Origin of the sequence: Sneathiella sp. (assembly GCF_036960985.1) — a bacterium.
In the GTDB taxonomy this organism is placed as follows: domain Bacteria; phylum Pseudomonadota; class Alphaproteobacteria; order Sneathiellales; family Sneathiellaceae; genus Sneathiella.
This window is the reverse complement of the sequence record NZ_JBALWD010000022.1, coordinates 19,196-43,955: the sequence shown is the minus strand read 5'-3', so window position 1 is coordinate 43,955 and position 24,760 is coordinate 19,196. Positions and strand designations below refer to the sequence as shown.

The following is a 24,760-nucleotide window of genomic DNA, read 5'->3' as shown; positions in this document are numbered from 1 at the left end:
TCTTTCTTATTCGTTGGATAGTGCTACTATGCGGACATATTGGCGCAATATTAAATAAATAAAAAGAGGCTCTTTATGCGTAAGCTTGAATTTTTCTTCGATTGTTCCAGTCCCTGGACTTACTTGGGATTTGAATCTTTACAAATTCTGGCGACCCAACATCCGGATTTGGAAATAATATACCGACCTTTCCTGGTGGGGGGCGTTTTCAACTCAGTCAATCCATCTGTGTATAATAATCGTGAAAATCCGGTTGTGCCAAAAATGCGTTATTCCAAAAAAGATTTGCAGGATTGGGCACAGTTTGTCGGCATTGAAATTGGGAAACCCCCAGTATTTCCTGTTAATAGTGCCAAGGCAATGAGAGGAGCCTTCGTGGCCCTAGAAAAAAACTGTCTTGTGGATTATTCCCGAGCTGTTTTCAAACGGTATTGGACCGATTTAACGGATATTTCACAAGTTGATGTGTTGAAAGAGATTGTTTTGGAAGTTGGTTTGGACAGTGAAGATTTCTTTAACAAAATCAATGAGCAGGCCTACAAAGATAAACTTAAAGATACGACGGATGAATTGATTTTTCGAGGTGGCTTTGGATCGCCAACAATGTATTTGGATGATCAGGACATGTACTTTGGAAATGATAGGTTTCCTCTTATCGAAGCCAAACTTCTAAGGTCGTAAAGAACGAAAGTAGAAAATGATAGATGCTTATTATTGGCCGACGCCTAACGGCTGGAAGATATCCATTGCCCTTGAAGAAATGGGCTTAGATTATAATGTTATTCCCGTAGATATCGGCAAAGGTGAACAGTTTGAAAAAAGCTTCCTCGCCATCAGCCCCAACAACCGTATGCCAGCCATTGTGGATCTCAATCCGGCAGATGGTGGAGAGCCGATATCTGTATTTGAAACAGGGGCAATCTTGATATATCTGGCGGAAAAAACAGGAAAATACCTGCCCAGCGATGTTCGAGGTAGAAGCGAAGTGTTGGAATGGATAATGTGGCAAATGGGAGGGTTAGGACCCATGCTCGGCCAGAATGGCCATTTCAAGTTTTATGCTCCCGAGCGAATTCCTTATGCCATGGAACGCTATTCTACGGAAGTTTTGAGATTGTTTGACGTTCTGAATAAGCGGTTGGAAGGTCGTGATTTTATTTGCGATCAGTATTCCATCGCAGATATGGCCTGTTGGCCTTGGATTATTACGTATAAACGTCAAGAGATCGATTTGGGGCAGTTTCCGAATATTCGTCGCTGGTATGATAAGTTGAAGGAACGCCCGGCATTACGCCGTGGATATATGGTGGGGCGTGAGTTTGGAAAACCGACGGGTAACTGGAGCGAAGAAACACGCAAAAACCTGACAGCACAACGTGTCCCGGTGAAAGATTAGCATTTTTAAGGCTTGCAGATATAATGAATGATCGGTCAATGGACCATAATGTAGACTTTGAAATGCTGCTCTTTCCAAGATGTCCTTGATATCTGTGTATGGAACATTGTTCCTCAGCGCCTTTTTGTCCGCAACCCTGCTTCCAGGTTCGTCGGAAGCCTTATTGGCTGCTTACATAGCTACGGAAAAAGGTAATATCTGGATTTTGTTGGTGGTGGCCGTAACGGGAAATGTTCTTGGCTCAATGGTAAATTGGATCATCGGTCGATTTTTGTCACAATATGTCGGTCGAAAATGGTTTCCTATCTCTCCGCGTCGTTACGTACAGGCAACGAACTGGTTTAACAAATACGGAAAATGGTCCCTTCTATTCGCCTGGGTTCCGATTATCGGTGATCCGTTGACCATAGTGGCTGGCGGCCTGAGGGTACCGATCGGAACATTTGCGTTATTGGTAACTATCGGAAAATTAGTGCGATACCTGCTGATCTTGCAAGCCGCACTAATTTGGGTAGGCTAGAGTATAAATTAGTCTGCGACGTCTTCTTCAAGATATTCGCCAACAGTCCAACCGGTCATGCCATTGTAAGTGATGTTACACCATTTGCGACGGGTCTCAACCTTACGAATAGCAGTTGTCGATTTTTTCCATTCCAAGTATGGCATACCAATATGACAGCCAAGGTTTGCAATACCTTCCGCTGTAGCAGGAAGAGTTCCAATTTTTGTACTTTTCAGTGTTGGGTCTTCGCGAATGTTTAAACTACCGCCCGGTTTCATATTCACCTGAAAATACTCTGGCTCATCAGAACCTGCGTAAGCGGGTAAAGCGAAAGCCGTTGCGCCGACACTAATCACGGCCGTTGTCAGAGCAACTTTCAATAGCGTTTTAGGGTCAGTTGTAGAATTCATCGTTGCACTTACTCTTTTTATAATACTCACAGCACACCTCGTCAGATAAGTAATCTAAATGGACTATCGGCGATGATCAACAAAAGTTCTTAAAAAACGATTTTTAAATGGAGACAATAAAGATCAAATGTTCGTTAAATCTAACCAAGTGGATTTATATTTGATCTGGATATTCAAAATCTCCGCACAATTTTTTAAAGGAAATACTTCGGCTGCAATAGCTTCACGACTTAATATTGCCAATTTTCAATTGTATCTAATAATCTCTTATGTCACCCGTTTAGAGGATAAAAGAGCCCAAAAATTCTTCATATTTTCTTAATTATGTTTTTTAAAAAATTTATTAAGCTATTGTTTTAAAATATAAAAATAAGAAATATTTTTTGTTTGTCGCTCCCTTGTTTGAGGTATGCGAGGGATACCAAATTGGCTTATTATTTTATTATTGAAAGATTACGTAAGCGCATTTTTATTGATGGTTTTATAACCTTATTTCTTATTGGGAATTTTGTTTCGAATGAATACGTTCATTAATTCATCTATAACAACCGAGGATGCTGATATCACGTTTGGTGCAAATGGGGATGTAATAACTTCCCAAAATCAAATATTTCCGTCGGCTTTAAAAGGTGCCTCCAACGAGGATGGCAATGCCGTGGCTGACTGGCAAGCGGGTTTTTTGCTTGGTGTTGAGGGAGATGAAATAGTCGAGACAGCCGTTTCTGACGTTGGTGAACTCGGCGCCGATGCCCAATTGGGTCAGGCGATTGAAAGTGAAGAGGGAGAACTTCTTTACATAGAGGACGAAGAAAATCTCGTCGGTTCCCTGGCTCATGATCAATCTATGGACGAAGAATATTTTGATTCAGAGGCATTCGGATCATCATCCGATACATCGGAATCTATATCGGTTTTCGTTGCAGAACTAAAACCGTTCCTAGCTAGCCCGGTAGAAGGGACCGTTAATTTGGATACCCTTTTTGATGCAATGGGGCTGTCAGAAAATCGCATAACGGACGAAAATCTCTATTTTGACGAACCATCGATTAAACAGTTGGATTCCGTGGAAGACGCCAATCTATTTGGTAATAATATTATTGTAACATCCGAAGTATCATTCTCGGATCTCGATTTTGGTAAAATGATCGATCAAATGGCTGATCAAATGTTCATATCCAATGAGAGTTGAATAAACGACCCTTCAAAAATCGTCTCGACCGAGCCTGGTGAAATACCGGGCTTTTATTTTGTCTTGGGTTGAATGTTAAATCAAAATAGATATATTGAACGATCGTTACATTAATAGAATATCCATAAGAAGAGGGAGAATATGCTTGCGAATCCCCCCATTTATGACACCCGAAACAAATCGACGTTGGCAAACCCCTTTCCGGTTTACGCTCATTTGCGGAAGGAAGACCCTGTCCATTGGCATCCGCGTTTAAAAAGCTGGGTGCTGACACGGTATGATGATGTTAAGCGGGCACATATGAGCAAAGATCTGTCGCCGGATCGGATAACGCCTTTTTACGCAAACTTGCCGGAGAAGCAGCGGAGTGTTTTGCAAGAAGTTATCCGCTACCTGAACCTTTGGATGGTATTCAGGGATCCGCCTCGGCACACGCATTTGCGGAAAATAATGAACACGGCATTCACGCCGCGTGCAATTGCGGAATTAGCTCCGAATATTGAATACATTGTTCGCCAATTGCTCGATAGATTAGATCCGTCCGATAGTGTTGACCTCGTGACGGAGTTTGCAACACCGTTGCCGGCCCTAGTTATAATGGATATTCTCGGTGTGCCCCATGAAATGCTGCCGAAGATAAAATACTGGTCGGATGACATGATGGTGTTTATTGGGTCGGCCCAAGGGGTTCCCGACAAATATGAAAGAGCCCGGTCGGGTTCTGAAGCGATGGCTGCTTATTTCAGAGATGTCATTCAAGACCGCCGCCGAAATTTGGGAGAGGATATTCTCAGTAAAATGATTACGGCTCAGGAAGACGGGGAGGGCCTTAGTGAAGATGAACTCATTGCTTCATGTATGTTAATACTATTCGCTGGCCATGAAACAACTACCAATATGGTGAGTGGCGCCTTTTATATGTTGCACAAATTTCCGGACCAAAAACAGCGCTTGATTGAAAATTCTGATATAATCGATAGCGCGGTTGAAGAATTTTTGCGTTATGATGGACCTAGTAACGCGCTAGCCCGGATAGTCGTAAAAGAACATGAAATTAGCGAAAAAACGCTAAAAGTTGGAGATCGGGTATTTGCTATGAGTAATTCCGCAAATCGAGACGGTGACCAGTTTTCCGATCCAGATGTTCTAGATCTGACCCGTAAAAAAAATCGCCATCTTACATTTGGATATGGCACACATTTTTGTCTGGGAGCTTCGCTAGCTCGTCTTGAAGGCAAAATTGCGATTAACCAATTCCTGGAACGTTTTCCGAATTACACATGCTTGGATACTGTTCCTCTTGACTGGATTGATAGTTTGAGTATGCGGGGCCTGCACAACCTACCAACAAAACTGAGCTGATCCTGTTTGATGTAATGAAAAGGAGTATGGAAGAATGCGTGATGCATACATAATCGGAACGTTTAGTACGCCTTTTGAAAAGATGCCGGATAAGTCATTTAAAGATCTTACCCGAGACGCTTATTTGGGCGTCCTCGATGATGTTGGAGTTCAAGTTTCCGGTGATATAGAACAGGCCTATTTCGGTAATTGCGGCATGGGAACGTTTGGCCAGGCTTGTATTCGAGGGCAAGTGTCTTTTACACCCTTGGTCAACGAGGGTTTGTTTCCCGAACGTGTTCCGATAATAAATGTTGAGGGTGCTTGCGCTACGGCGTCTTTAGCTTTTCATGGGGCATGGAAAGATATTCTCTCTGGTCAATCGGAATTATCGCTGGCGATTGGTGTGGAGAAAACATTTATTCCTAATAATCCAGATAAAATACAGGAAATTTTTGATGGAGGTATTGACCAGCTTGATGCAAATGAATGGAAAATCTATTACAAGGAAGCTGGCGAGCTTGCTGGAAAATCGTTCGATCCAGAGAATGGGGAAGGAACGGTTTTTATGGATACCTATGCCATGCAGGCAGCGTATCATATGAAAAAATATGGGACGACGCAGCGGCAAATTGCGGCAGCGTCCTCCAAGAACCATTACCATGGCAGCCTGAACCCCAAAGCTCAGTATCGATTTGAGGTCAGTATTGACAAGGTAATGGAAGACCGCCCGATTAGTTTTCCTTTGACGCGGTCCATGTGCGCGCCGATTGGCGACGGTGCTGCCGCTGCGTTGATTTGTTCTGCTGAATATCTGGAGAAACTTCCGGCCGAAGTGCAGGCGCGAGCAATCAAAATTCGGGCGAGTGTTCTCTCCGGCGGAAAATACCGGGATTTAGATGAACCGGGATTAAGTTCTGTGGCAGCCCAAAAAGCCTATAAACAAGCGGGTCTCACGCCTAATGATATTGATATTGCTGAAGTACATGACGCGACATCCTTTTGCGAAATCTATCAATGTGAAATGTTGGGTTTTTGCGAAGAAGGGCAAGGCGGCGCCTATGTCGAAAGTGGGGCAACTTCGCTTGGCGGCTCTAGACCCATTAATTTATCCGGTGGACTTGTGTCCAAAGGACACCCCGTCGGTGCAACTGGATTATCCATGATTGACGAGCTGACTCAGCAATTGCGAGGAGAAGCCGGGGCAAGACAAGCCGATAATCCGAAATTTGCTCTTGCAGAAAATGGTGGGGGCGTGATGGGCTTCGATGAAGCTGCCTGTTCCGTCATTATTTTGGAAGCACATCAATAAGCGGATCTTTTCGAGGAAGTTTATATGAGCAGTCTTGACGACGCACAGGTCTTTTTGCCCGAACTTTGGGCAATCCATGCCAAGTTCAATCCGAATAAAGAAGCCGTTATTTGCGGGGATGAGCGACGCACATGGGGTGATTTTGACGGAAACATGAGTCGCGTTGCTAATGCTTTGGTCTCTCGGGGTATAGGTCGCGGGGACAAAGTTGCTGTATTGATGAGTAACACGGTAGAAGCCTTGGAGATTATTTTTGGCGTTGTTCGGGCTGGCGCCTGCGTTGTGCCGTTGAGCGGATTATTGACAGCTGAGCAAATGTCGACCCTCATAAATGATTGTGATGCCACTATGTTGATTGCCGCCGCCGCATATCGCGAACGGATCGGGCAAGTATATAAAGAGCTCAAAAATATCCCGGAATCAAATTTTATTGCAGCTGACTTTAGGGCTCCTGGCTGGACGGATTTCCCATCGTTCATTGCCGGTGCATCAGATGTCGCGCCAAAAATTGATTTTCGGCTCGATGATGATTTCAACATTATTTACAGTTCGGGCACAACCGGACTTCCAAAAGGTATCGTGCAAACGCATCGCGCGCGCCAGCATTGGTCCTTTAGCAATGCCATTGAAATGGGTTTTTCTTCTTCATCTCGAGCCATGACAACGACAGCGCTCTACTCAAACGGAACTTGGCTGATGGTGCTTCCTATCCTGTTCACAGGTGGTACACTCGTCGTTCTCCCAGAGTTCAGTCCGGTGGCATTTTTAAAAACGGCTGAGCGTGAACAGGTTACGCATACGTTTATGGTCCCGACGCAATTCATCGTAACATTGGGTTATCAAGATTTTGATTCATTTGATTTGAAGCACTTAGAGGCCGTATTATGTGCAGGATCGCCCCTGCGACCTGATACAAAAGAAGAGGTCTTGCAGCGTCTCACGCCGAATTTATACGCCTTATATGGTTATTCAGAAGGATTTGCTTCCATGAGTAAACCACATATGCATGCAGACAAGCCAGATTCTGTTGGCATTCCAGTATTAGGGTTCGATGTTAAAATCTTCGATGATGACGGAAATGAACTTGAGCGAGGAAACGTTGGCGAGATCTGCGGCTATGGTGCCGGAATGATGAAATGCTATTACAAACGAGATGATCTGACTCAAGAGATGATAGTTACAGATAGTTCAGGTAGAAGTTTTTTGAGATCTGGCGACGTCGGAAAAATGGATCGGGATGGTTATCTCTATATTCTCGATCGTAAAAAGGACATGATTATTTCCGGCGGATTCAATGTTTTCCCGGCGGATATTGAAGCAATCATCGGCGAACATCCTGATGTGTCGGATGTGACCGTCATTGGTGTTCCGCATGAAAAATGGGGCGAAAGTCCCTACGCGCTCATTATTGCAGGCGAAAATGTAACGGAGACAGGACCGATCGTTCAATGGTCAAATGAAAGACTGGCAAAGACGCAGCGGATAATTGGTGCGGAATTTATGGATGAATTTCCACGGAATGCACTTGGAAAAGTACTTAAACGAGAGCTTCGTAATCCTTATTGGGTCAAATAGACAGCGATCACTACCCCGTTATCAAGCTTTCTTTTCCATTGTTCTAAAAGCCAGCAACCACTACCTTCAAGCAAAGGTGTTTATTTACGGGAAGTGGAGCGACGAATGCGATCAGAAAAAATTACGTTTCAGGGATCTGACGGTATGTTGGCCGCCAGGCTGGATTTACCGATCGGAACGCCGAAGACATTTGCTCTTTTTGCCCATTGCTTTACCTGCTCAAAGGATATTTTCGCTGCGTCTCGCGTTGCCGCCGCCTTGACGGACCTCGGTGTAGCAACGCTTAGGTTTGATTTTACGGGCCTGGGGCAAAGCGATGGGGAATTTGAGAATACGAATTTTTCGTCAAATATTACTGATCTATTGAAAGCTGCGGAATTTCTGGAAGCAGAATATCAGGCCCCCAGCATTTTAATTGGGCATAGCTTAGGTGGGGCTGCTATTCTTGCAGCAGCAGCACAGGTAAAGAGTGCTGAAGCCGTGGTAACGATTGGTGCCCCGTTTGATCCGGCGCATGTTGGGCATCATTTCATGGACAGCCAAACTGAGATTGAAGAAAAAGGAGAGGCTGCCGTGACAATCGGTGGTCGTCCTTTCAGGGTAAAAAAACAGTTTATCGATGATCTTCACGGCCAGGAGCAGGTTGAACGTTTGAAAAACCTTCATAAACCCTTACTAATTTTTCATGCGCCATTGGATCAAACAGTGGGTGTAAATAATGCGGCCAATATATTTACATCAGCGAAACATCCAAAAAGCTTCATCTCCTTAGACGGTGCCGACCATTTGCTCAGTAAACGCAGTGACGCAATTTATGTTGCCGATGTTATTGGCAGCTGGGCCGAGCGATATATCGAAGCTCTACAACCTGTAAATATAGTAACCAAGTTGAAATCTGACGAAAACAGCACAGTTGTTACGGAAGAAACTCCGGGGAAATTTGTGCAACAAATTGACAGTAGTGGTCACCCGCTCATCGCAGATGAGCCATTCTCTGTCGGTGGTTCTAATAGGGGGCCAACGCCTTATGATTTACTGGTGTCAGGCCTTGGTGCCTGCACTTCCATGACTATTCGTATGTATGCTAAAAGAAAAAAATGGCCGCTTGAGCATGTGGCTGTCAAATTACGCCATCAAAAAATACATGCGGATGATTGTGAGCAATGCGAAACGAGTTCAGGAAAAATTGATACAATTGAGCGTGAAATTGAACTTAAAGGAGAATTGTCTGAGGAACAGCGGGCGCGATTGCTAGAAATAGCGGACTTGTGCCCAGTTCATAAAACGCTTCATTCCGAAGTCGTTATAAAGTCGGTTCTAATCTAATATATGCCGAAAAATGCCGTTTTATCCGTCCATAAAGCGAATGGCATAATAGCGTTAAATTGCGATTATTAATTCCACCTGCCTGCGCGTATTACATGTAGAAATCTTGTAGTTTCTGCATTCCGGTCACAGTTTCGCCCTCATTGTGTATCTATTATAGAGAATGTGCAGAATTACTCCAAAACGGATCAAATTAGTCACATACTTTACCCTTTTCAAAAATCATTTTCGTAAATAATATAAAATTAACAATATGTTAAGACTTTCCGACGAGACTATCAACGGGACCGGTGTATTCAGTGTATTAGTATTGATATTCGCAGTAGGGAACGATTTTTGTGACGGAGAATTTTCAAAAAAACTTTGGTGTTATACTCGCATTTCTTGCTGCCTTGTTTGCGCTGCTTTTCTTCTGGACATATCAAGTGTATTCCCTCAACGCCCCCACACAATGGAGTGAGACGGATCACCAGTTTAAAGAAACCGAAAATCACACGGAACGTCTAATTACGATTATTGGATTTCAAGGACTTATCCACAACTTTAAAGATTATTTAATTCGCGGCGATGATGAAAACAAAGAACAGTTTTTTGGTCATTTCGAAGCAGCACGCGAAGAACTGAAATTGTTGCAAGATCGGTTCGGCGTAGCGGCTGAACAGCAGATCACCACGATAGAAGCAACGCTTAGAAACTACTTTGTGAATATCAATAAAGTCGACCAATTGCGTGAAGAAGGGAAATCAGTCAATGAAATCGATGCTGCTTTGGCTATTGACGACACGGCGGCTTTTAAAGCTTTGCTAGCCTTGCTTGAGATGCATGATCAGGAGCAGGCCGAAATACGAAGTATCGTTGTTGCGGCGCTAGAGAAAGATCAGGCTAATCTTGTTTCTCTGTACACGACGTTATTTGCCATAGGGCTTTTATTGTCGGTCGCGGTCGTCATGGGGTTGCGATTTGACTATCTGAAACGTCGTGCGGTCGAGAGGCAATCGGAAACTAAATCATTACTGGAAAGCTTTTTGGACAATTCTACGGTACCATTTTTGATCGCGGATATAGATGGGCGTATACGACATTGCAATATTGCAGCAGCGTCTCTATTGGACACTCAGCCTAGAAATCTTATTGGCGCAGCAATTTCCCAAATAATTGACTTGCCGGTATCTGACCTGGAACCTGGTACTTCCGCAAGATCCAATACGGTCAAAGGAATAGCAACAGTTCTGGAACTGCAAGACGGTAAACAAATCCCGGTGCAAGTAGATCTGACAACCAATAAAGATGGGACCATGCGGATTGTCGCATTATTTGATCAACGGTCTGAAATTAAAATGCGGGAAAGAATTCTCCTTGAAGCCGAACAAAAACTTACGAAGGTGACTATAGACGGTGGACAGGCGATCCGTCGGGATGTCCAAAATTTCATCGATTTGATCCGGCAATTTGTTGAACAAATTAAAGACGTCCCGTTGGGACAAGATAAGCAAGATGAATATGCCGGGTCTGCGCTTGCTATGGCCGAAGCTTTGAAGGAAAATCTAGCTGACTATTTACCGCTCTCTGGTCCGTTGGCGGACAGCAAATCGGTTTTGGAATTGCAAGATCTCACCATCGAGAAATTTGAGAAAACCGTGAAGGATTCTCTTCGGATGTTTGAGCGGGTCGTTGCCGAGAAAAATTTAACGCTGAACTGGGTGAATAAGGTTCCGCTCAGAAAGGAAATAGACTTTCCGGCGCAGATGGAACGTATCTTGGCAAACTTGATTAGTAATGCGGTCAAATATACGCCTAATGACGGAGCCATTAAAGTAAGCACTTCCGTACAGGATAACTTGCTGAGTGTAAAAATTGAAGACACTGGAATTGGGATCAAGGCAAAGGACATCCCAAAAATATTCGAGCCTGGAGTGCGGATGCAGGATGCCGCAAATATGAGTAGAGGGCAGGGGATTGGGCTGTATTCTGTTCGTCAGTCGGTCCGAAAACTTGGCGGTGAAATTACCTGTAGTTCCTACAAAGGTGTTGGTACCGATTTTGTCGTCAAGATCCCATTGCACAAAGTATGAACGATAACCGTTAGGTTCTAAAGAGACGTGATTTCACGTTGGGCAAGTACTGTTTGCAGCTGTTTGCCAATCCAATCACAATGTTCGAGGAAGATATTTCTGGCAGCCAGTTCGTCCGCAGCCAAAATGACTTCTTTTAGGTGATTATGGTTCCGTAAAGAACGCTCCCTATCGGCAGTGGAAATATGACTAAAAGCAAGTGTCAAAGCTCTTTGAATGACATCTCGATACCCTAAACCAGTTTCCATGAGCTTCGAGTTTCCATTTAGAATGAATAAGCCCCGATGGAATGTCTCGTTGGCATCGGCCCAACCTACCGCATCTTGTGTTTTTACGGCGTTTTCCATAGAGGAAAGCGCATAAAGGATGGGCATGATATCCGTTCGGGTTAATTTACGCCTACAGATATTGCCAACTGCTTGAAGCTCAAGCGAGGATATTATTTGATGAAATTCCTCCAGCTCTTTGACTGAAAAGGGTAAAATTCGAATACCTTGCTTTGGCACGATTTCAACTATTTTCTCGGTTTGAAGACGCAGCATTGCCTCGCGAATAGGTGTGCGGCTCATCCCTAACTGGTCTTCGATTTGCGGAAGATCTATAAAGTTGTTGGGCGAAATATGCCCCGCAATGATCTCAGCTTTGATGGCAGAATATGCCTTGTCAGTGAGAGATTGCCTTTTGACCATCAATGAGGGTCGGGCGCGATATTGAAGTGCTGCTGTCATAAACAGCATATTGACCTTGGTAATATTACCAAATGGTTAATTGAGATAAAACAAGACGTAAAACTTCAAGTTTTCAGCTGTTTTTTAAATATATAACGTTGTTGCGGTTTGGTTGCGTTCAAATTCAAGAAGACAGAATTTGTGCTTAGGTTCGCCATTTGAGAAAATACTTTTCCGCCATTCCAATTAACCAGGCAATGATCAACCCCAAAATTGATAGCATTGCGACTCCTGCAATAAGTTGATCTGTCGCCATCAAACTTCCTGCAAGAAGGATGTAGGCGCCAATACCGTATTCAGCAGCAATCATTTCGGCCGCGACTAGCAAGATGATCGCAATTGCTGCTGAAATTCGTGCACCTGATAAAATCGCCGGGAGAGCTCCCGGTAATATAATCTTTCGAATAATAGAAAATCGGCTTAATCCGAAGGATTGACCCATTCGGATTAGATTCCGATCTACATTGTCGATGCCGCCATATGTCGCAATGACAGTAGGGAAAAAAGTACCGAACATAATAGTCGCAACCTTGGAACCTTCGCCAATGCCGAACCAGATAATGAACAGCGGTAAAAGAGCTATTTTTGGTATCGGAAATATAGCGGAGACAAGAGGAGATAGGCCTGAGCGAGCAACGGAAAAAAGCCCGATCAACGTGCCGACAAAAATGCCTAGGAAAGTTCCTGTTGACCAGCCAATGACCAGACGCTGTAGCGACGCGGCGAGGTGCTGCCAAAGTAACCCTGAATTGACAAGATCCATAAAGGCGCTCCAGGCTTCCGATGGGGCCGGAAGAACAAGGGGGCTGATGATGCCATTTTGCGATCCGTACTCCCAAAAAAGAATGAGCCCGACAAAAACGAGCGGGCCGATTATTCTTTTAGGCGTCGGCAGAAACCCTCCGCCACGAAAAGGCACGGTTTTTTCCGAAAATTGCGAAAGCATGTTTTTTTCATCAACAGGAGGTTTTTCAGACATCGATTAATTCCATGTCGGCGGCAAGCGCTTCTTCACGCATCATTTCCCATAACTGACTTTGAATTTTCTCCAGCTCCGGAGATAGTCGCGTGCGCTCAGCGAGAGGTATGTCTATCGCGACAATTTCTCTAATTTTACCAGGCCGCCTGGATAGCACGACAATTTTGTGACCTAACCGCACGGCCTCGGCTAAATTGTGGGTAACATAACAAGCTGTATATGGATCTTTGGACCATAAATCGATCAGATCGTCCATTAACAGTTCGCGGGTCTGGCTATCAAGAGCGGACAATGGCTCATCCATCAACAGAACGGCGGGACGTACACTAAGTGCTCTCGCGATTGCAACGCGTTGCTTCATGCCGCCAGATAGCTGCTTAGGAAGGGCTTTTCGAAATTCCGTAAGTTTTGTCCGGGCAAGTACATCGGCGATGATATTCTCTTTATCCTTCGCGGACAGCGAATGATCTTCGAGAGCGAGAGATATGTTGCCCTCAACAGTGCGCCACGGTAAAAGCGCAAAATCCTGAAAGATATAGGTGAGGGGATTTAGAGAATCCGACGGAGCCGTCCCGACCTGGATAACGTTTCCCGTAGTGGGCCGTTCCAGACCGCCGATAAATCGCAATAAGGTCGATTTTCCGCAGCCTGAAGGACCAATTATACAAACAATTTCGCCCTGCTTGATATCAAGATTAATATCATTAAGGACCTCAACATCGTCATATCGATGTGAAATATGGCGAAGACTGAGGTCCATATCAGAATCTAGAAAGTATCGACATAATCTGTATTCACGAGAATTTCGATCGTGATGTCTTCTGAAACCAACCCTTCGGATTGAAACCAGGCCAACTGATCTTTGACGTTGGTGATATTAAGTGCCGCATCTTTATTAATGCGCATGGCGCCATTTCGGATGGACGGGGCTGCTTTTTCATAGGGTTTGCTGGCATAGACATATTTGTGAATAAGAACCACCATATCTTCAGCGGCTTGATCTCCGGCGGTCTTGTCAACCAAAGCAGCATTGAAGTCCGCGGCACCCATGGAAAAAGCCTTCAAGAAACGCTTTGTCAAATCTTGTTTGGTTTCCGCATTTTCTGTGGACGTGAAAACAGTCGTTACTTGATAGTCTGGAATATAGTCGGAAATCATTCCAATTTGCTCAACGGCTGGCCCTTTGGATAATGCTTTGGCGATATGGGGGACAATAGACCAGCTGTCGACTTGGCCCGATTTAAGAGCACCGATGATTGCACCCACTTTTTGTAGCGGAATGGTTTTGATATCCGATCCTTCAAAGCCTTCTTTCTGTGCGATCTTATGTGCCATATAATGAAAGGACGAACCGGCTTGTGTAATACCAAAACTCCGACCTTTCAACATGGCGGGAGATGTGACGCCGTCATCATAAGCTTGCTTTGAAACTAGAATGATTTGACCGTCAATGCCGGGTTCTTCTTGTAATGCGCCGCCAATGATTTTGATAGCTCCCTTATTCGCCAAGTTTATCAATGCGCCGGATATGGCCGTGACGCCATAATCTACATCCCCGGACGCGATGGCGACAGCCATAGGCTGCGCGGCTTGGAAAAACTTGAATTCGACCTCCAGGCCTTGATCCTTAAAATACCCACGCTCGAAAGCCACGAAGCTCGGAGAATGTGACGTGAACCGCAACGCCCCAACAGTAATTTTGTCAGCGGCAAACGCAGGAATTGCGAATGAAGCAGCAGTCAAAGCAACGAAGCTGCTGAGTGCAATTTTAGTAACAGCCCGCCTGGTTATCGAAAACATAAAGAGATCCTCCTGTAAATCGGCTTATTTTAGGCGTCGGGACGCCTGTGCCATATTGTTCTAGAGGATTTGTACGTGGATCATTGTTGGGGAGTCAATAAATTACCATGGAAAATTGGTCTTAATGATCCATGATAAAGTAAAATAACACGTAGTATTTACTTCAGCAGGTTGGAGCGGAGCAAGTTAATTTGTTCGCTGAGAGTTTTGGCGTTTTGAGTTAATTCCTGCGCTTTTGCCAATGCAGCTTGAACAGGAGCTGGTGGCGTCGTCGCGATGATCGTTTGATCAGCCCTCAATTGCAGTATCTTCGCACTGCGTGTCAGATTTGCGGAAGCATTTGTGATATTATCGACGACAGATCTTACGTTTTTGCGAAGATCCGTAGGGAAATCAATAATGTTCTCGGCTTTCGTGTCCATTTGCTTGAATTCTTTCAAAATCAATTATCGTGGTTATATGTATTTTTAGATGAGACAACTTAAAATTTAATTAAGCTCAATTTTTATGAATCTAATTGGCCTTCTCCCAATTAACCCGGGAGTGGGTTATAGTTTTGCAGTAAAAAAATTTAGTAAATGCTGGCTGAGGAAGATCGATGAAAATAGCGACGATTACTGAACATGCGATACGAAGCGAGCGGCACACGACATCTTACCTTTCAGCCGGACCTAAAGACGGTCCTCTTATAATCTTTGTTCATGGATGGCCTGAACTATCGCTCAGCTGGCGGCACCAATTGCGGGCGATGGGCAGCCTTGGATTTCATGCTATTGCACCAGATATGCGGGGGTATGGGCGTTCAAGCGTCTATGCGGAGCATTGCAATTATGCGCAGCGTGAGGTCGTTGCGGATATGATCGAATTGTTGGATTCTTTAGATCAGGAAAAGGCCATTTGGGTTGGACATGATTGGGGCAGCCCAACAGTATGGAATATAGCCAGCCATCATCCAGATCGGTGCTACGCGGTAGCGAACCTTTGCGTTCCCTATTACACCCTGGAACGTGGTTTGGACGCATTTCTTCCCCTCGTTGATAGGGAAACCTATCCCATCGAACAATTTCCAGCGGGTCAGTGGGAATATATGCGTTTCTACGAAGAAAATTTTGATGAGGCATGTGCTGCTTTCGACGCGAATCCATTGAACACCGTCAAAGCGCTCTTTCGCAAAGGTAAACCAGGTGGCTCGAAGGTACCATCACATACCTCAATGGTCAGAAAAAATGGCGGGTGGTTCGGGGAATTGGGCGAAGCACCGGACGTGCCAAGGGATGGTGACGTTGTGAGTGAAGAAGATTTAAGTATCTACGCAGCGGCATTGTCGCGGAACGGCTTTTTTGGCCCTGATTCCTATTACATGAACCATGAGGCGAACGCAGAATATGCGGGCGAAGCACTGAACGACGGATATATCGATTTGCCGTCTTTGTTTCTGTTGGGAGAATATGATTATACATGCGAATGCGTAGATTCGAGGTTGGCTGAACCGATGCAAACTTATTGCCGAAATCTGACAATGAAGAATATAAAATCAGGGCACTGGATGGCACAAGAGAAGCCGAGGGAAGTCAATGCAGCATTGACAAAATGGCTGGTGACAGCAGTGCCAAATATCTGGCCAGTCTGATTTTAATGACAATAGGTCCGGGTGTTATCTTTAGCAAAGATGGACTTTTAAATTATTTCGCCTGCTATCCATGTTTTAGTCACCTTGAGATCTCTATCCAGCAAGACCAAATCAGCATCAAAGCCAGATCGAATTTGACCAATTCTATCACTTAGTCCCAAATATGTCGCTGGAGTTGTCGATGCCATTTTGACGGCAGATAATAGATTTTGCCCCGGCAGTTCTGCGACATTACGAACAGCTGTCGCCATATCAAGGGCAGAACCCGCCAATACACCTTCAGTCGTGGTGCATTTGCCCTCACGAACATCGATAAGCTGATCTCCAAGGGTGAATTGCGTATCATCTGTACCAACGGGTGCCATGGCATCCGTGACGAGCATAATTCTATCCGGTCCTTTGGCCGCAAGCGTTGCACTTAGTGTTGCCCGATGGACATGATGGCCATCTGCTATAACACCGCAATAGCTGTCCTGGCTCGCCAATGCAGCACCAATCACACCGGGTTCGCGGCTTTGCATTGCGGGCATCGCATTATGAAGATGGGTAAATCCAGTTAGGCCCGCATTCATGGCCTTTTGTATTTGTTCAAAGGTAGCGCTTGTGTGGCCGGCACAAACTCGTACGCCCATATCTACGAGAGCTCGGATGTAATCTGAGGGCACTTTTTCCGGCGCCAACGTCACAATGACCTGCCCAAGATCAAAGCTAGCTATCAACTGCAGGAAACCGTCATCCATTGGCCGGATGAAACTTTCCTCATGGATCCCTTTACGCTCAATGTTGAGAAAAGGGCCTTCGAAATGAATCCCTTTAATACCGGGGCTGTTTTCTTTCAGCGCAATTTCCAACGCCGCGGCCATATCCTTCATCTTAGATGGCGCGTCAGTGATGAAGGTCGGGGTAAGAGCAGTCGTGCCAAATTTTCGATGCGCTGCGGCGACAATTTCAATAGAGGACTTATCAGGGGTGTTGTTTAACATTACACCGCCACCGCCATTAACCTGGATATCTACAAATCCAGGCACCAGGTGGTGCTCACCCAAATCTTCAATAAGGCAGGAAGCCGGAACATCTTCGGATCGACAAATTCTGTCAATTTTTCCATTTTTTATGACAACGGAGTGGTTTTTCAGCCAGGTATCACCGGCATAAATATGTCCGTTGGATAGTGCAAGCATAACTATTTACCCTGAACGTGAGAATTAATCAGCCCAAGGTTTTCTCTGATCAATTGTAAGGCGCCGTCACAAGTATCTCCCTCAGGTTCAACTAGATGTCGGACACTCTCCGCAGCTAATCGGGACCGGATTGCAGTCGATAATCCACCCATATGGCATATTTTCATTGAACCCTTGTTTAGCATTGCGCAAACCAACTCGTCGATTTCCGTCGCAATTTGGACCAATAACTCCTCGGCGACTGGATCCCCTTGGTCCGCATGGGCGAAGACAATGGCGGCAAATTTTCCGTAATCAGCAGGGCGGGCTGACATCGCCCAATGATGAGCGGAAGCGGCTGTTCCTCCCAACGCATTTAATATCTCTTTGCATAACGGAGAGGAGGGTTGGATTGCATCGAAAGCCTGAACTGCCCGGCGGACCGCTAAATGGCCCAGTCGTGCGCCGCTGCCTTGATCCGAAATTGAAAACCCCCAGCCACCAACATAGAAACTTTTTGCATCTACGACGCCGAACCCGCAAGAACCGGTTCCGGTGATCAATAACGCGCCATCTTTTGTGCCAAATGCACCCAACCGCGCGACGAAGGCATCTGTTTCGGCAGAAAGTGAGGCAAAGGGATGTTCCATCTGGCAAAAATCAGTGCGAAGGTCATCATTAACAAGCCCTGCTATGGCTAAGCCGGCCTTTAGGGAAGACAAGCGGGTGCTCGGGCCTGTTAATTGTGTGAGGGCGTCTTTGGACGCATCAATAACAGCCGACAGCATAACATCCAGCCCGAGGGACGCGTTGGCTGGGCCCGCGGTGCCTTCGGACAACTTGTCGCCGTTCAAGTCATAGAGCCGAACACGGCAATGGGTGCCACCGCAATCTGCGGCAAGATAAGTCGGCTTATGATTGGTCGTCTGCGTCAAAAGTTTTATTCCCACTGGGTAACTGCTGTTTCTACGTCAAACTGTGTTACAATACTGATAACAATTTAAAAACGAATATTTCTGCTAATGCACCAATTTAAAGCATTTTCTAATCTCCTTCGTCAAAAAATGGAATATCGAAATCGCTGGAAGGGAGATAAGTTACACTCAACTGTTTTCGCGGGAGAAACATCAACTTGATACGGCAAAAAACTCAGGTCGCGATTATTGGGGCAGGTCCTTCTGGGCTTTTACTCGGCCAGCTGTTGCACAAACAGGGCATAGACAACGTCGTTTTGGAACGGGTCAGCGCAGAATATGTTCTGGGTCGAATTCGTGCGGGTGTCGTAGAACAAGGCTTCTCGGATCTTATGGAGGAAGCCGGCGTTGCTGATCGTATGAAAGCAGAGGGGGAGATCCATCATGCGGTTGAGATTGCGTCTTACGGCGAGGTCCATTCAATTGATTTAAGCGGGCTTACGGACGGGAAAGTCGTTACGGTATATGGGCAAACAGAAATTACCCATGATCTGATGAACGCTCGCGATGCATCTGGGCAAAAAACCGTATATGAAACGATTGATGTTCAGCCGCAGGACATTAAAACTGACAATCCCTTCGTGACATATTCTGTTGATGGACAGCTATATAGTCTGGAATGCGACTATATAGCCGGATGTGATGGCTTTCATGGGATCTGTCGGCCGTCTATCCCAGATGGCGTGCTAAAAGAATACGAAAAAATTTATCCTTTCGGATGGCTGGGCCTGCTCTCGGATACGCCTCCGGTGAATTTTGAGCTGATTTACATAAAGCATGAGAGAGGATTTGCGCTGTGCAGCAAACGCTCTGAGACCCGTAGTCGGTATTACCTGGAAGTTCCCGTCGATGAGAAAGTGGAAAATTGGTCTGATGACCGTTTCTGGGAAGAACTCAAACGACGCCTGCCAGCAGAATCTGCAGAACGACTTGTCACTGGTCCAGCGCTTGAAAAGAGTATTGCACCGCTAAGAAGTTTCGTTGCGGAACCCATGCAATATGGCAAGATGTTCCTTGTTGGTGATGCGGTCCATATCGTCCCGCCCACTGGTGCAAAAGGACTTAATCTGGCGGCAAGTGACGTCAGTACGTTGTATCGGATTTTGACGAAGGTTTATAAGGAAAACCGGATCGACCTTATTCCGAAATACTCTGAAATTTGCTTGCGGCGTGTTTGGCATGGTGTGCGGTTCTCGTGGTGGATGACCAGCATGTTGCACTCGTTCGATGAGAGTGAGATTGAAGGAAGGATCAGAAGTTCCGAGCTTAGTTTTTTCCTGAAGGAAGAAGCGGGGCGTCGCGTGTTGGCTCAACAATATGTTGGTCTACCGTATGAGGATGTGGAATGATTGCCTCCTAACCTTGACAGACGAATAACAACAAGAAACTATGGCAAAAATTCTTTATTAGGGAGTATCACATGAAAATCGGTTTATTGGGTGGCGCAGTCCTCGCGGCAGCGCTCATAACAAGCAACTTTGCGTCAGCAGAAACTCGGGTGACGTATAAATCGGCAAAATCGACGTCTTCCTATTATCAAATGGCTGTGCAGATCGCAGAAGCCATGAAAAAAGGATCCAACGGCGATATCATTTTAACGGTTGAAGAGAGTCAGGGCTCTGTTCAGAATGTTAAAGAAGTCGCTGCGCGGACCGGGAACTACGTATTCACGACCCCACCTGTTTTGGTAAAACTTGCCCAAAAGGGCAAGGCCATGTTCGAAGGCAAGACCAATCCGAAATATGATGAAATCCGTGCCTTGTTTCCGATTCCGTCATTGACCATGCATTTTGTCATGCGGGCGGACAGCGATGTTAAGACATTTGAAGATCTGGCCGGTAAGAAACTATTGATCGGTAAAGGATCCTTTGGCGCGAAGGAAGGCGCAAAATATATCAAATTGTTCGGCTTGGAAGGTAAAGTTAATATCGCCAATGTTGAATTGGGTAGCTCTGTTGCTGCATTGAAAAACAAGCAAATTGATGGATTTGTTACGGCTGGATCATATCCGGCGCCAAATGTAATTGAGGCTGCTGCAACAACACCGATTACTCTGATCAGTCTGACAGATGAGCAGGTGAAGCAGACTAAGCGGACGAAGTTGATGATCCCAGCGGGAACATATCAGGGCGTTGACGCTGCAACAGAAACCACGTCGCTACCAGTTGTTGCGTATACGACAACGCAGATGGATGATGCGACTGCGTATGCGCTTACAAAAACCTACTGGTCGCAAAAAGCGGAAATGGGTGCGAACCATCCATGGTGGAATGCGGTTTCCGGCGCCATGTTGGCAAACGTTTACGGAAAACTTCATCCCGGTGCGCTCAAATATTATGATGAAGCAGGGATTGAAGTTCCAGCCGCCCTTCGCTAACCATGATTGACGGGTCGCCGCAACGACGAGTGCTTTGGAGCGCGTTAGGCGGCCTGTCCATTCTCTTTCACATCGGACTGGTCTTTAGTGGTCTTGTCCCCAGTCTGGTGTCGAGGCCGTTGCACATGGCTTTGGCATTGCCCTGGGCTTTTGTCTTTATGGCAAAAACCACTGCGCAGAAGCTTGTTGGGTTCGTTCTTAGTACACTTGGAATTCTGGGATGTTTCTGGATCGCTGCCAATGAAACCATGTTGGGAGACCAGTATGGATCACTGGAAGGTAATTTTCAGCTGATCCTGTCGGTATTTCTGATTTTACTTGTTCTGGAAATGGCGCGCCGTTCGATCAGCTGGCCGCTACCGTTGGTCGCGCTATTGGCGCTTTGTTATGGTTTGTTAGGTCAGCATTTACCGGGCGAATTTGGTCATCCCGGCCTGCCTATTCAGAGTTTCCTTGGTACGATGACCATTGCAGAAGGTGGGCTCTGGGGGAAACTGACGGCTGTATCCGTCGGAATCGTAGCGGTCTTTGTTATTATGGGGGCCGTTCTGAATGCGGGTGAGGCGGGTCAAGGCTTTATGAATGTGGCGACGGCCGCTGCGGGAAGATTAAAGGGCGGCGCTGCGAAAGTTTCGGTGTTGTCTTCCGCGTTATTCGGATCCATTTCGGGATCGGCATCGGCTAATGTGGCATCCACAGGGGCAATTACTTTGCCAGCGATGACACGTCTTGGATATCCGAAGCGATTGGCCGGTGCTGTTGAAGCCGTCGCATCATCAGGCGGCCAGATCATGCCGCCATTGATGGGAGCCGGGGCGTTTGTCATGGTAGAGCTGACAGGCGTGCCCTATACGGGAATTATGGCCGCGGCTATCTTGCCTGCAATCCTGTATTTTATCGCAGTCTGGGTCGGGATCAACGCTTTTGCGCGGCGATATGAATTAAAGGGTGTTCCAGTTGAAGAGCAGCCCTCTACCAAAAATGTCATCATTACATCGGCTTTTTTTGCCGTACCGTTCTTTGTTCTTCTCGAACGGATGTTTATTGGCGATTACACCCCGCAATATGCTGCCTGTGTCGCCATTTTGGCCGCCGCAATACTTTTGCTATTTGATGGACGGCTTACGGTGTCGGTCAAGCGCACCATCGGGCGATTGGAAACGGTCTGTATCACGGCGGGAAAGCAAATTTCACTGATCGCATCGATTATTCTTTGCGCGAGTTTGGTCATCAGTGTCCTTGGCCAGACCGGGCTGGGAATAAAAATCACATCGCTTATTTTAAGCGGTTCAGGGGATCAGCTTTGGCCGGCGCTTCTTTTAACGGCCCTCGCATGTTTGATTCTGGGCATGGAGGTTCCGACAACGGCGGCCTATGTCATTTGTGTTTCTGTCGCCGGTCCGGCTCTACAGGCGCAGGGCCTTGATCCACTTCTCACTCATTTGTTCGTCTTCTGGTTTGCGTTGCTCTCAACCATAACACCACCGGTATGCGGGGCTGTATTTATTGCTGCCGGAATGGTGCAGGAGAATTGGTTGAAAGTGGCTCTATTTGCGATGCTACTTGGCGTAGGGCTCTATCTTGTTCCGTTGGCAATGATCGCCAATCCGTCTCTCATAGAGCTTGCAGATAATCCCGTCGGTGCGCTGACAGCATTCTTGAAAATAGCCATTGGTCTTTCGGCGATATCGTTCGGCATGATTGCGCCTTTTGCCTTTTTACCGAGGCTTGCCCTCGTGGCCTTTGGCGGAGTAGTATTATTCACCTTCGGCGTCGTATTCTAGCAAAGAGATTTACATGTTTTTGTTTCCGCGCTCAAAAAATCGTCCCTTCCATTTCGGACCGTTTCCTCTGGAAACTCTGAGGCGGGATAGTACGGTTTTTGGGCAAGAAGCAAAACGACCACCCAGTGTTATGTCCGGTCCCGCGGGCGAACAAACTGGTATTGGCGCCGCCGCGAACGACTATCAAAATCTTTTCAGTCACTTCAAGGAGGGAACATCTGCCCCACAAATGGCCCCGTTGCCGAATGATCTGGGGCCACGAGCTGTAGACTTGAAAGGCGCCGCCTATTTTCTGGATGCCAGTATGGCTGGTATTTGTGAAATACCTGAAACGGCATGGTTAAATCATAAAACAAATTCGGGGCATTCCCATGCCCTTGTGATTTTGCTCGAGCATGCGCGCTTGCCAGAGCAGACAAATTTGGCCTTTTCCTGGATTGGTAAATCTGCGATTGCCTTGCATCATTTGCGAATTACCGAAATTGCGACAAGTGTTGCGGGGCATGTCCGAAATATGGGGTTTGACGCGCAGGTTCATGTGGCTGGAGATCCAGAAATTGATATCGAAAAGTTGAGTGTTCTCGCGGGGTTGACCGTCCGAACCGGTGACGTGATTTCCGCCCCCTTTATTGGACGAGAGTTTTCGTTGGCGGCGATCAGTATGGAATTTGAAGCTGCCGTCGACGCGCCGCTACATGCCGAAGCTTTGAGAGCCAGCGGTTTGCATTACTGGTGGGGTCAAAATGGCGCGCAGTCGGGCCGAGAAAGACGACGACGCACCAAACGGGCCAGTCATTTGAGCCGGTATCCCATGGAAACCGTTAAGCGCATCGATCGCCCAACGACCCTTATTCTCGATGATGAAGTGCCGCGGGTTCCAAAACGCGCCGAATTTTTTCAGCGCGCCCTGTTCGGTGATTTGGGGGCAAAGGCCCAGAAAGAAAGGGGACGTTTCGCCTTCAAAACACCTCTTTCCGTAAGTTTGCTCGACCTTATAAAAGCGCTTGTGCCGCAACAGGACGGTCCAGTTGCACCCGATATTGCGGTAGATCTTAAGAACCCGGCTGATAATACGAAAGCCATCAAGTCGTTGTCTTATTATCTGGGCGCTGATTTAACGGGTATCTGCGAAGTTCCGAATTATGCCTGGTATTCGCATCGAGCGGATGGCAGCGAAATCATTCCAAACCACAAATACGCTGTGGTCATGCTGATTGACCAAGGTTATGAGACCATGGAAGGGGCGAGTGGTGACGACTGGATGTCCGGGGCGCAATCCATGCGCGGCTATTTACGTGGTGCCGAAATAGCTGGTTTGATGGGGCAAATGCTGAGGGAAAAAGGTGTAGCATCTCGGGCGCAAACTAATGCGGACAGTGAGGTTCTTCAAATTCCACTAATTTTATGGGCAGGTTTGGGTGAGTTGAGCCGGATTGGGGAACTCGTTCTTAACCCATTCGTCGGTCCGCGTTTTAAATCCGTCGTATTGACAACGGATTTGCCGCTGATCGCCGATAAACCTATCGATTTTGGCCTGCAGTCATTCTGCGGAAGCTGCATGAAATGTGCTCGGGAATGCCCGTGCGATGCCATTCCATTTGGCGATAAGGTGATGTTTAACGGCTACGAAATCTGGAAACCCGATGTGGAACGGTGCACACGATATCGGGTGACCAATCCGAAAGGCTCTGCTTGTGGCCGCTGTATGAAGACCTGTCCGATAAATAAAGTGGTGGATGCAGATGGGGCTTATCTGACCCGGGTTGCCAGTTGGATGGGCATTAACGCCATGGCGCTTAAACCATTGATGGTTCCAATTGCAACCTGGCTCGATGATAAGCTCGAAAATGGCATGAGAAACCCTGTTAAGAAATGGTGGTTTGACCATGAAATCATTGATGGAATATCTGTTGACCCTCCAAAGGGAACGAACCAACGGGACATTGATCCCGCGCGGACTGTTGATGCGGCTAAACAAAAAATGGCCTACTATCCGGCCAACACAATGCCGGCTCCCGATCAGAAAGATCCAAAACCCGTGGACCGCAAGGCGGCCGTAACGGCCGGTCAGTCTTTGGAACGTCCTTCGGAAGCGGAGTTGCGGCATCAGGCAGGCGGTGAACCCCCTCGGCATTACCAAGCGACAAAGCCCACGGGAGGAAATACAGGTGTTAGTCAGGCAAAGGAAAGCCCTTATAAATAACC

At 46.4% G+C, this 24,760-nt stretch carries 22 protein-coding genes; 14 read left to right on the top strand and 8 right to left on the bottom strand.

The window, feature by feature from the left end:
* Positions 1 to 75: 75 nt before the first annotated feature.
* The 3 genes from V7723_RS13105 to V7723_RS13095 all read left to right on the top strand — a co-directional run bounded on the left by V7723_RS13105 (position 76) and on the right by V7723_RS13095 (position 1,916).
* Positions 76 to 681 (top strand): 2-hydroxychromene-2-carboxylate isomerase, encoded by a 606-nt coding sequence (locus tag V7723_RS13105; RefSeq protein WP_335684932.1) that lies wholly within the window; start codon positions 76 to 78, stop codon positions 679 to 681.
* Between the two features lie 16 nt (positions 682 to 697).
* Complete coding sequence (locus V7723_RS13100) at positions 698 to 1,396, top strand: glutathione S-transferase C-terminal domain-containing protein (protein WP_335684931.1); 699 nt, start codon at positions 698 to 700, stop codon at positions 1,394 to 1,396.
* Between the two features lie 79 nt (positions 1,397 to 1,475).
* Positions 1,476 to 1,916 carry a YqaA family protein gene (locus V7723_RS13095; protein ID WP_335684930.1) on the top strand — a complete coding sequence of 147 codons (441 nt, stop codon included), beginning with the start codon at positions 1,476 to 1,478 and terminating at the stop codon, positions 1,914 to 1,916.
* A gap of 8 nt (positions 1,917 to 1,924) precedes the next feature.
* Here V7723_RS13095 and V7723_RS13090 read toward each other — a convergent pair whose 3' ends face one another.
* A complete protein-coding gene (locus V7723_RS13090; RefSeq protein ID WP_335684929.1) occupies positions 1,925 to 2,308 on the bottom strand; it encodes an SH3 domain-containing protein in 384 nt (127 codons plus the stop codon).
* Positions 2,309 to 2,825: 517 nt separating this feature from the next.
* On the opposite strand from V7723_RS13090, the gene V7723_RS13085 reads away from it, so the two are divergent.
* The 6 genes from V7723_RS13085 (at position 2,826) to V7723_RS13060 (ending at position 11,123) form a co-directional block, all read left to right on the top strand.
* The gene (locus V7723_RS13085) at positions 2,826 to 3,497 is read left to right on the top strand and encodes a hypothetical protein (RefSeq protein ID WP_335684928.1); all 672 of its coding nucleotides are present in this window, start codon (positions 2,826 to 2,828) and stop codon (positions 3,495 to 3,497) included.
* Between the two features lie 141 nt (positions 3,498 to 3,638).
* Positions 3,639 to 4,859, top strand: a complete 1,221-nt coding sequence (locus V7723_RS13080) for a cytochrome P450 (protein ID WP_335684927.1) — start codon at positions 3,639 to 3,641, stop codon at positions 4,857 to 4,859.
* A gap of 34 nt (positions 4,860 to 4,893) precedes the next feature.
* The gene (locus V7723_RS13075; RefSeq protein ID WP_335684926.1) at positions 4,894 to 6,150 is read left to right on the top strand and encodes a thiolase family protein; all 1,257 of its coding nucleotides are present in this window, start codon (positions 4,894 to 4,896) and stop codon (positions 6,148 to 6,150) included.
* 24 nt (positions 6,151 to 6,174) lie between these two features.
* Positions 6,175 to 7,725, top strand: a complete 1,551-nt coding sequence (locus V7723_RS13070) for a class I adenylate-forming enzyme family protein (RefSeq protein ID WP_335684925.1) — start codon at positions 6,175 to 6,177, stop codon at positions 7,723 to 7,725.
* A gap of 105 nt (positions 7,726 to 7,830) precedes the next feature.
* Entirely contained in the window at positions 7,831 to 9,051 is a 1,221-nt protein-coding gene (locus V7723_RS13065; protein ID WP_335684924.1) for a bifunctional alpha/beta hydrolase/OsmC family protein, read from the top strand.
* Between the two features lie 338 nt (positions 9,052 to 9,389).
* The gene (locus tag V7723_RS13060; protein ID WP_335684923.1) at positions 9,390 to 11,123 is read left to right on the top strand and encodes a PAS domain-containing sensor histidine kinase; all 1,734 of its coding nucleotides are present in this window, start codon (positions 9,390 to 9,392) and stop codon (positions 11,121 to 11,123) included.
* 17 nt (positions 11,124 to 11,140) lie between these two features.
* Here V7723_RS13060 and V7723_RS13055 read toward each other — a convergent pair whose 3' ends face one another.
* The 5 genes from V7723_RS13055 to V7723_RS13035 form a co-directional block, all read right to left on the bottom strand.
* Positions 11,141 to 11,851: a GntR family transcriptional regulator gene (locus tag V7723_RS13055; RefSeq protein WP_335684922.1), complete on the bottom strand. Its 711-nt coding sequence runs from the start codon at positions 11,849 to 11,851 to the stop codon at positions 11,141 to 11,143.
* Positions 11,852 to 11,996: 145 nt separating this feature from the next.
* The gene (locus tag V7723_RS13050; protein WP_335684921.1) at positions 11,997 to 12,830 is read right to left on the bottom strand and encodes an ABC transporter permease; all 834 of its coding nucleotides are present in this window, start codon (positions 12,828 to 12,830) and stop codon (positions 11,997 to 11,999) included.
* Complete coding sequence (locus tag V7723_RS13045; protein ID WP_335684920.1) at positions 12,823 to 13,590, bottom strand: ABC transporter ATP-binding protein; 768 nt, start codon at positions 13,588 to 13,590, stop codon at positions 12,823 to 12,825. The genes V7723_RS13050 and V7723_RS13045 overlap by 8 nt, the downstream gene beginning before the upstream one ends.
* An 8-nt stretch (positions 13,591 to 13,598) precedes the next feature.
* Complete coding sequence (locus tag V7723_RS13040) at positions 13,599 to 14,630, bottom strand: ABC transporter substrate-binding protein (RefSeq protein WP_335684919.1); 1,032 nt, start codon at positions 14,628 to 14,630, stop codon at positions 13,599 to 13,601.
* 158 nt (positions 14,631 to 14,788) lie between these two features.
* Entirely contained in the window at positions 14,789 to 15,052 is a 264-nt protein-coding gene (locus V7723_RS13035) for a hypothetical protein (protein WP_335684918.1), read from the bottom strand.
* A gap of 176 nt (positions 15,053 to 15,228) precedes the next feature.
* Between V7723_RS13035 and V7723_RS13030 the strand changes: the two genes are divergently transcribed.
* A complete protein-coding gene (locus V7723_RS13030; protein WP_335684917.1) occupies positions 15,229 to 16,260 on the top strand; it encodes an alpha/beta fold hydrolase in 1,032 nt (343 codons plus the stop codon).
* Positions 16,261 to 16,307: 47 nt separating this feature from the next.
* On the opposite strand, the gene nagA is transcribed toward V7723_RS13030, so the two are convergent.
* Both nagA and V7723_RS13020 read right to left on the bottom strand, forming a co-directional pair.
* Positions 16,308 to 17,441 (bottom strand): N-acetylglucosamine-6-phosphate deacetylase, encoded by a 1,134-nt coding sequence (gene nagA / locus V7723_RS13025; protein WP_335684916.1) that lies wholly within the window; start codon positions 17,439 to 17,441, stop codon positions 16,308 to 16,310.
* 2 nt (positions 17,442 to 17,443) lie between these two features.
* Positions 17,444 to 18,355: a BadF/BadG/BcrA/BcrD ATPase family protein gene (locus tag V7723_RS13020; protein WP_335684915.1), complete on the bottom strand. Its 912-nt coding sequence runs from the start codon at positions 18,353 to 18,355 to the stop codon at positions 17,444 to 17,446.
* A 197-nt stretch (positions 18,356 to 18,552) separates the two neighbouring features.
* On the opposite strand from V7723_RS13020, the gene pobA reads away from it, so the two are divergent.
* The 4 genes from pobA (at position 18,553) to V7723_RS13000 (ending at position 24,758) form a co-directional block, all read left to right on the top strand.
* Entirely contained in the window at positions 18,553 to 19,743 is a 1,191-nt protein-coding gene (pobA, locus tag V7723_RS13015) for a 4-hydroxybenzoate 3-monooxygenase (RefSeq protein WP_335684914.1), read from the top strand.
* Between the two features lie 71 nt (positions 19,744 to 19,814).
* Complete coding sequence (locus V7723_RS13010; protein ID WP_335684913.1) at positions 19,815 to 20,771, top strand: TAXI family TRAP transporter solute-binding subunit; 957 nt, start codon at positions 19,815 to 19,817, stop codon at positions 20,769 to 20,771.
* A 2-nt stretch (positions 20,772 to 20,773) separates the two neighbouring features.
* Complete coding sequence (locus tag V7723_RS13005) at positions 20,774 to 22,555, top strand: TRAP transporter permease (RefSeq protein WP_335684912.1); 1,782 nt, start codon at positions 20,774 to 20,776, stop codon at positions 22,553 to 22,555.
* 13 nt (positions 22,556 to 22,568) lie between these two features.
* Positions 22,569 to 24,758, top strand: a complete 2,190-nt coding sequence (locus tag V7723_RS13000) for a reductive dehalogenase domain-containing protein (RefSeq protein ID WP_335684911.1) — start codon at positions 22,569 to 22,571, stop codon at positions 24,756 to 24,758.
* The last annotated feature ends 2 nt before the right edge of the window (positions 24,759 to 24,760 follow it).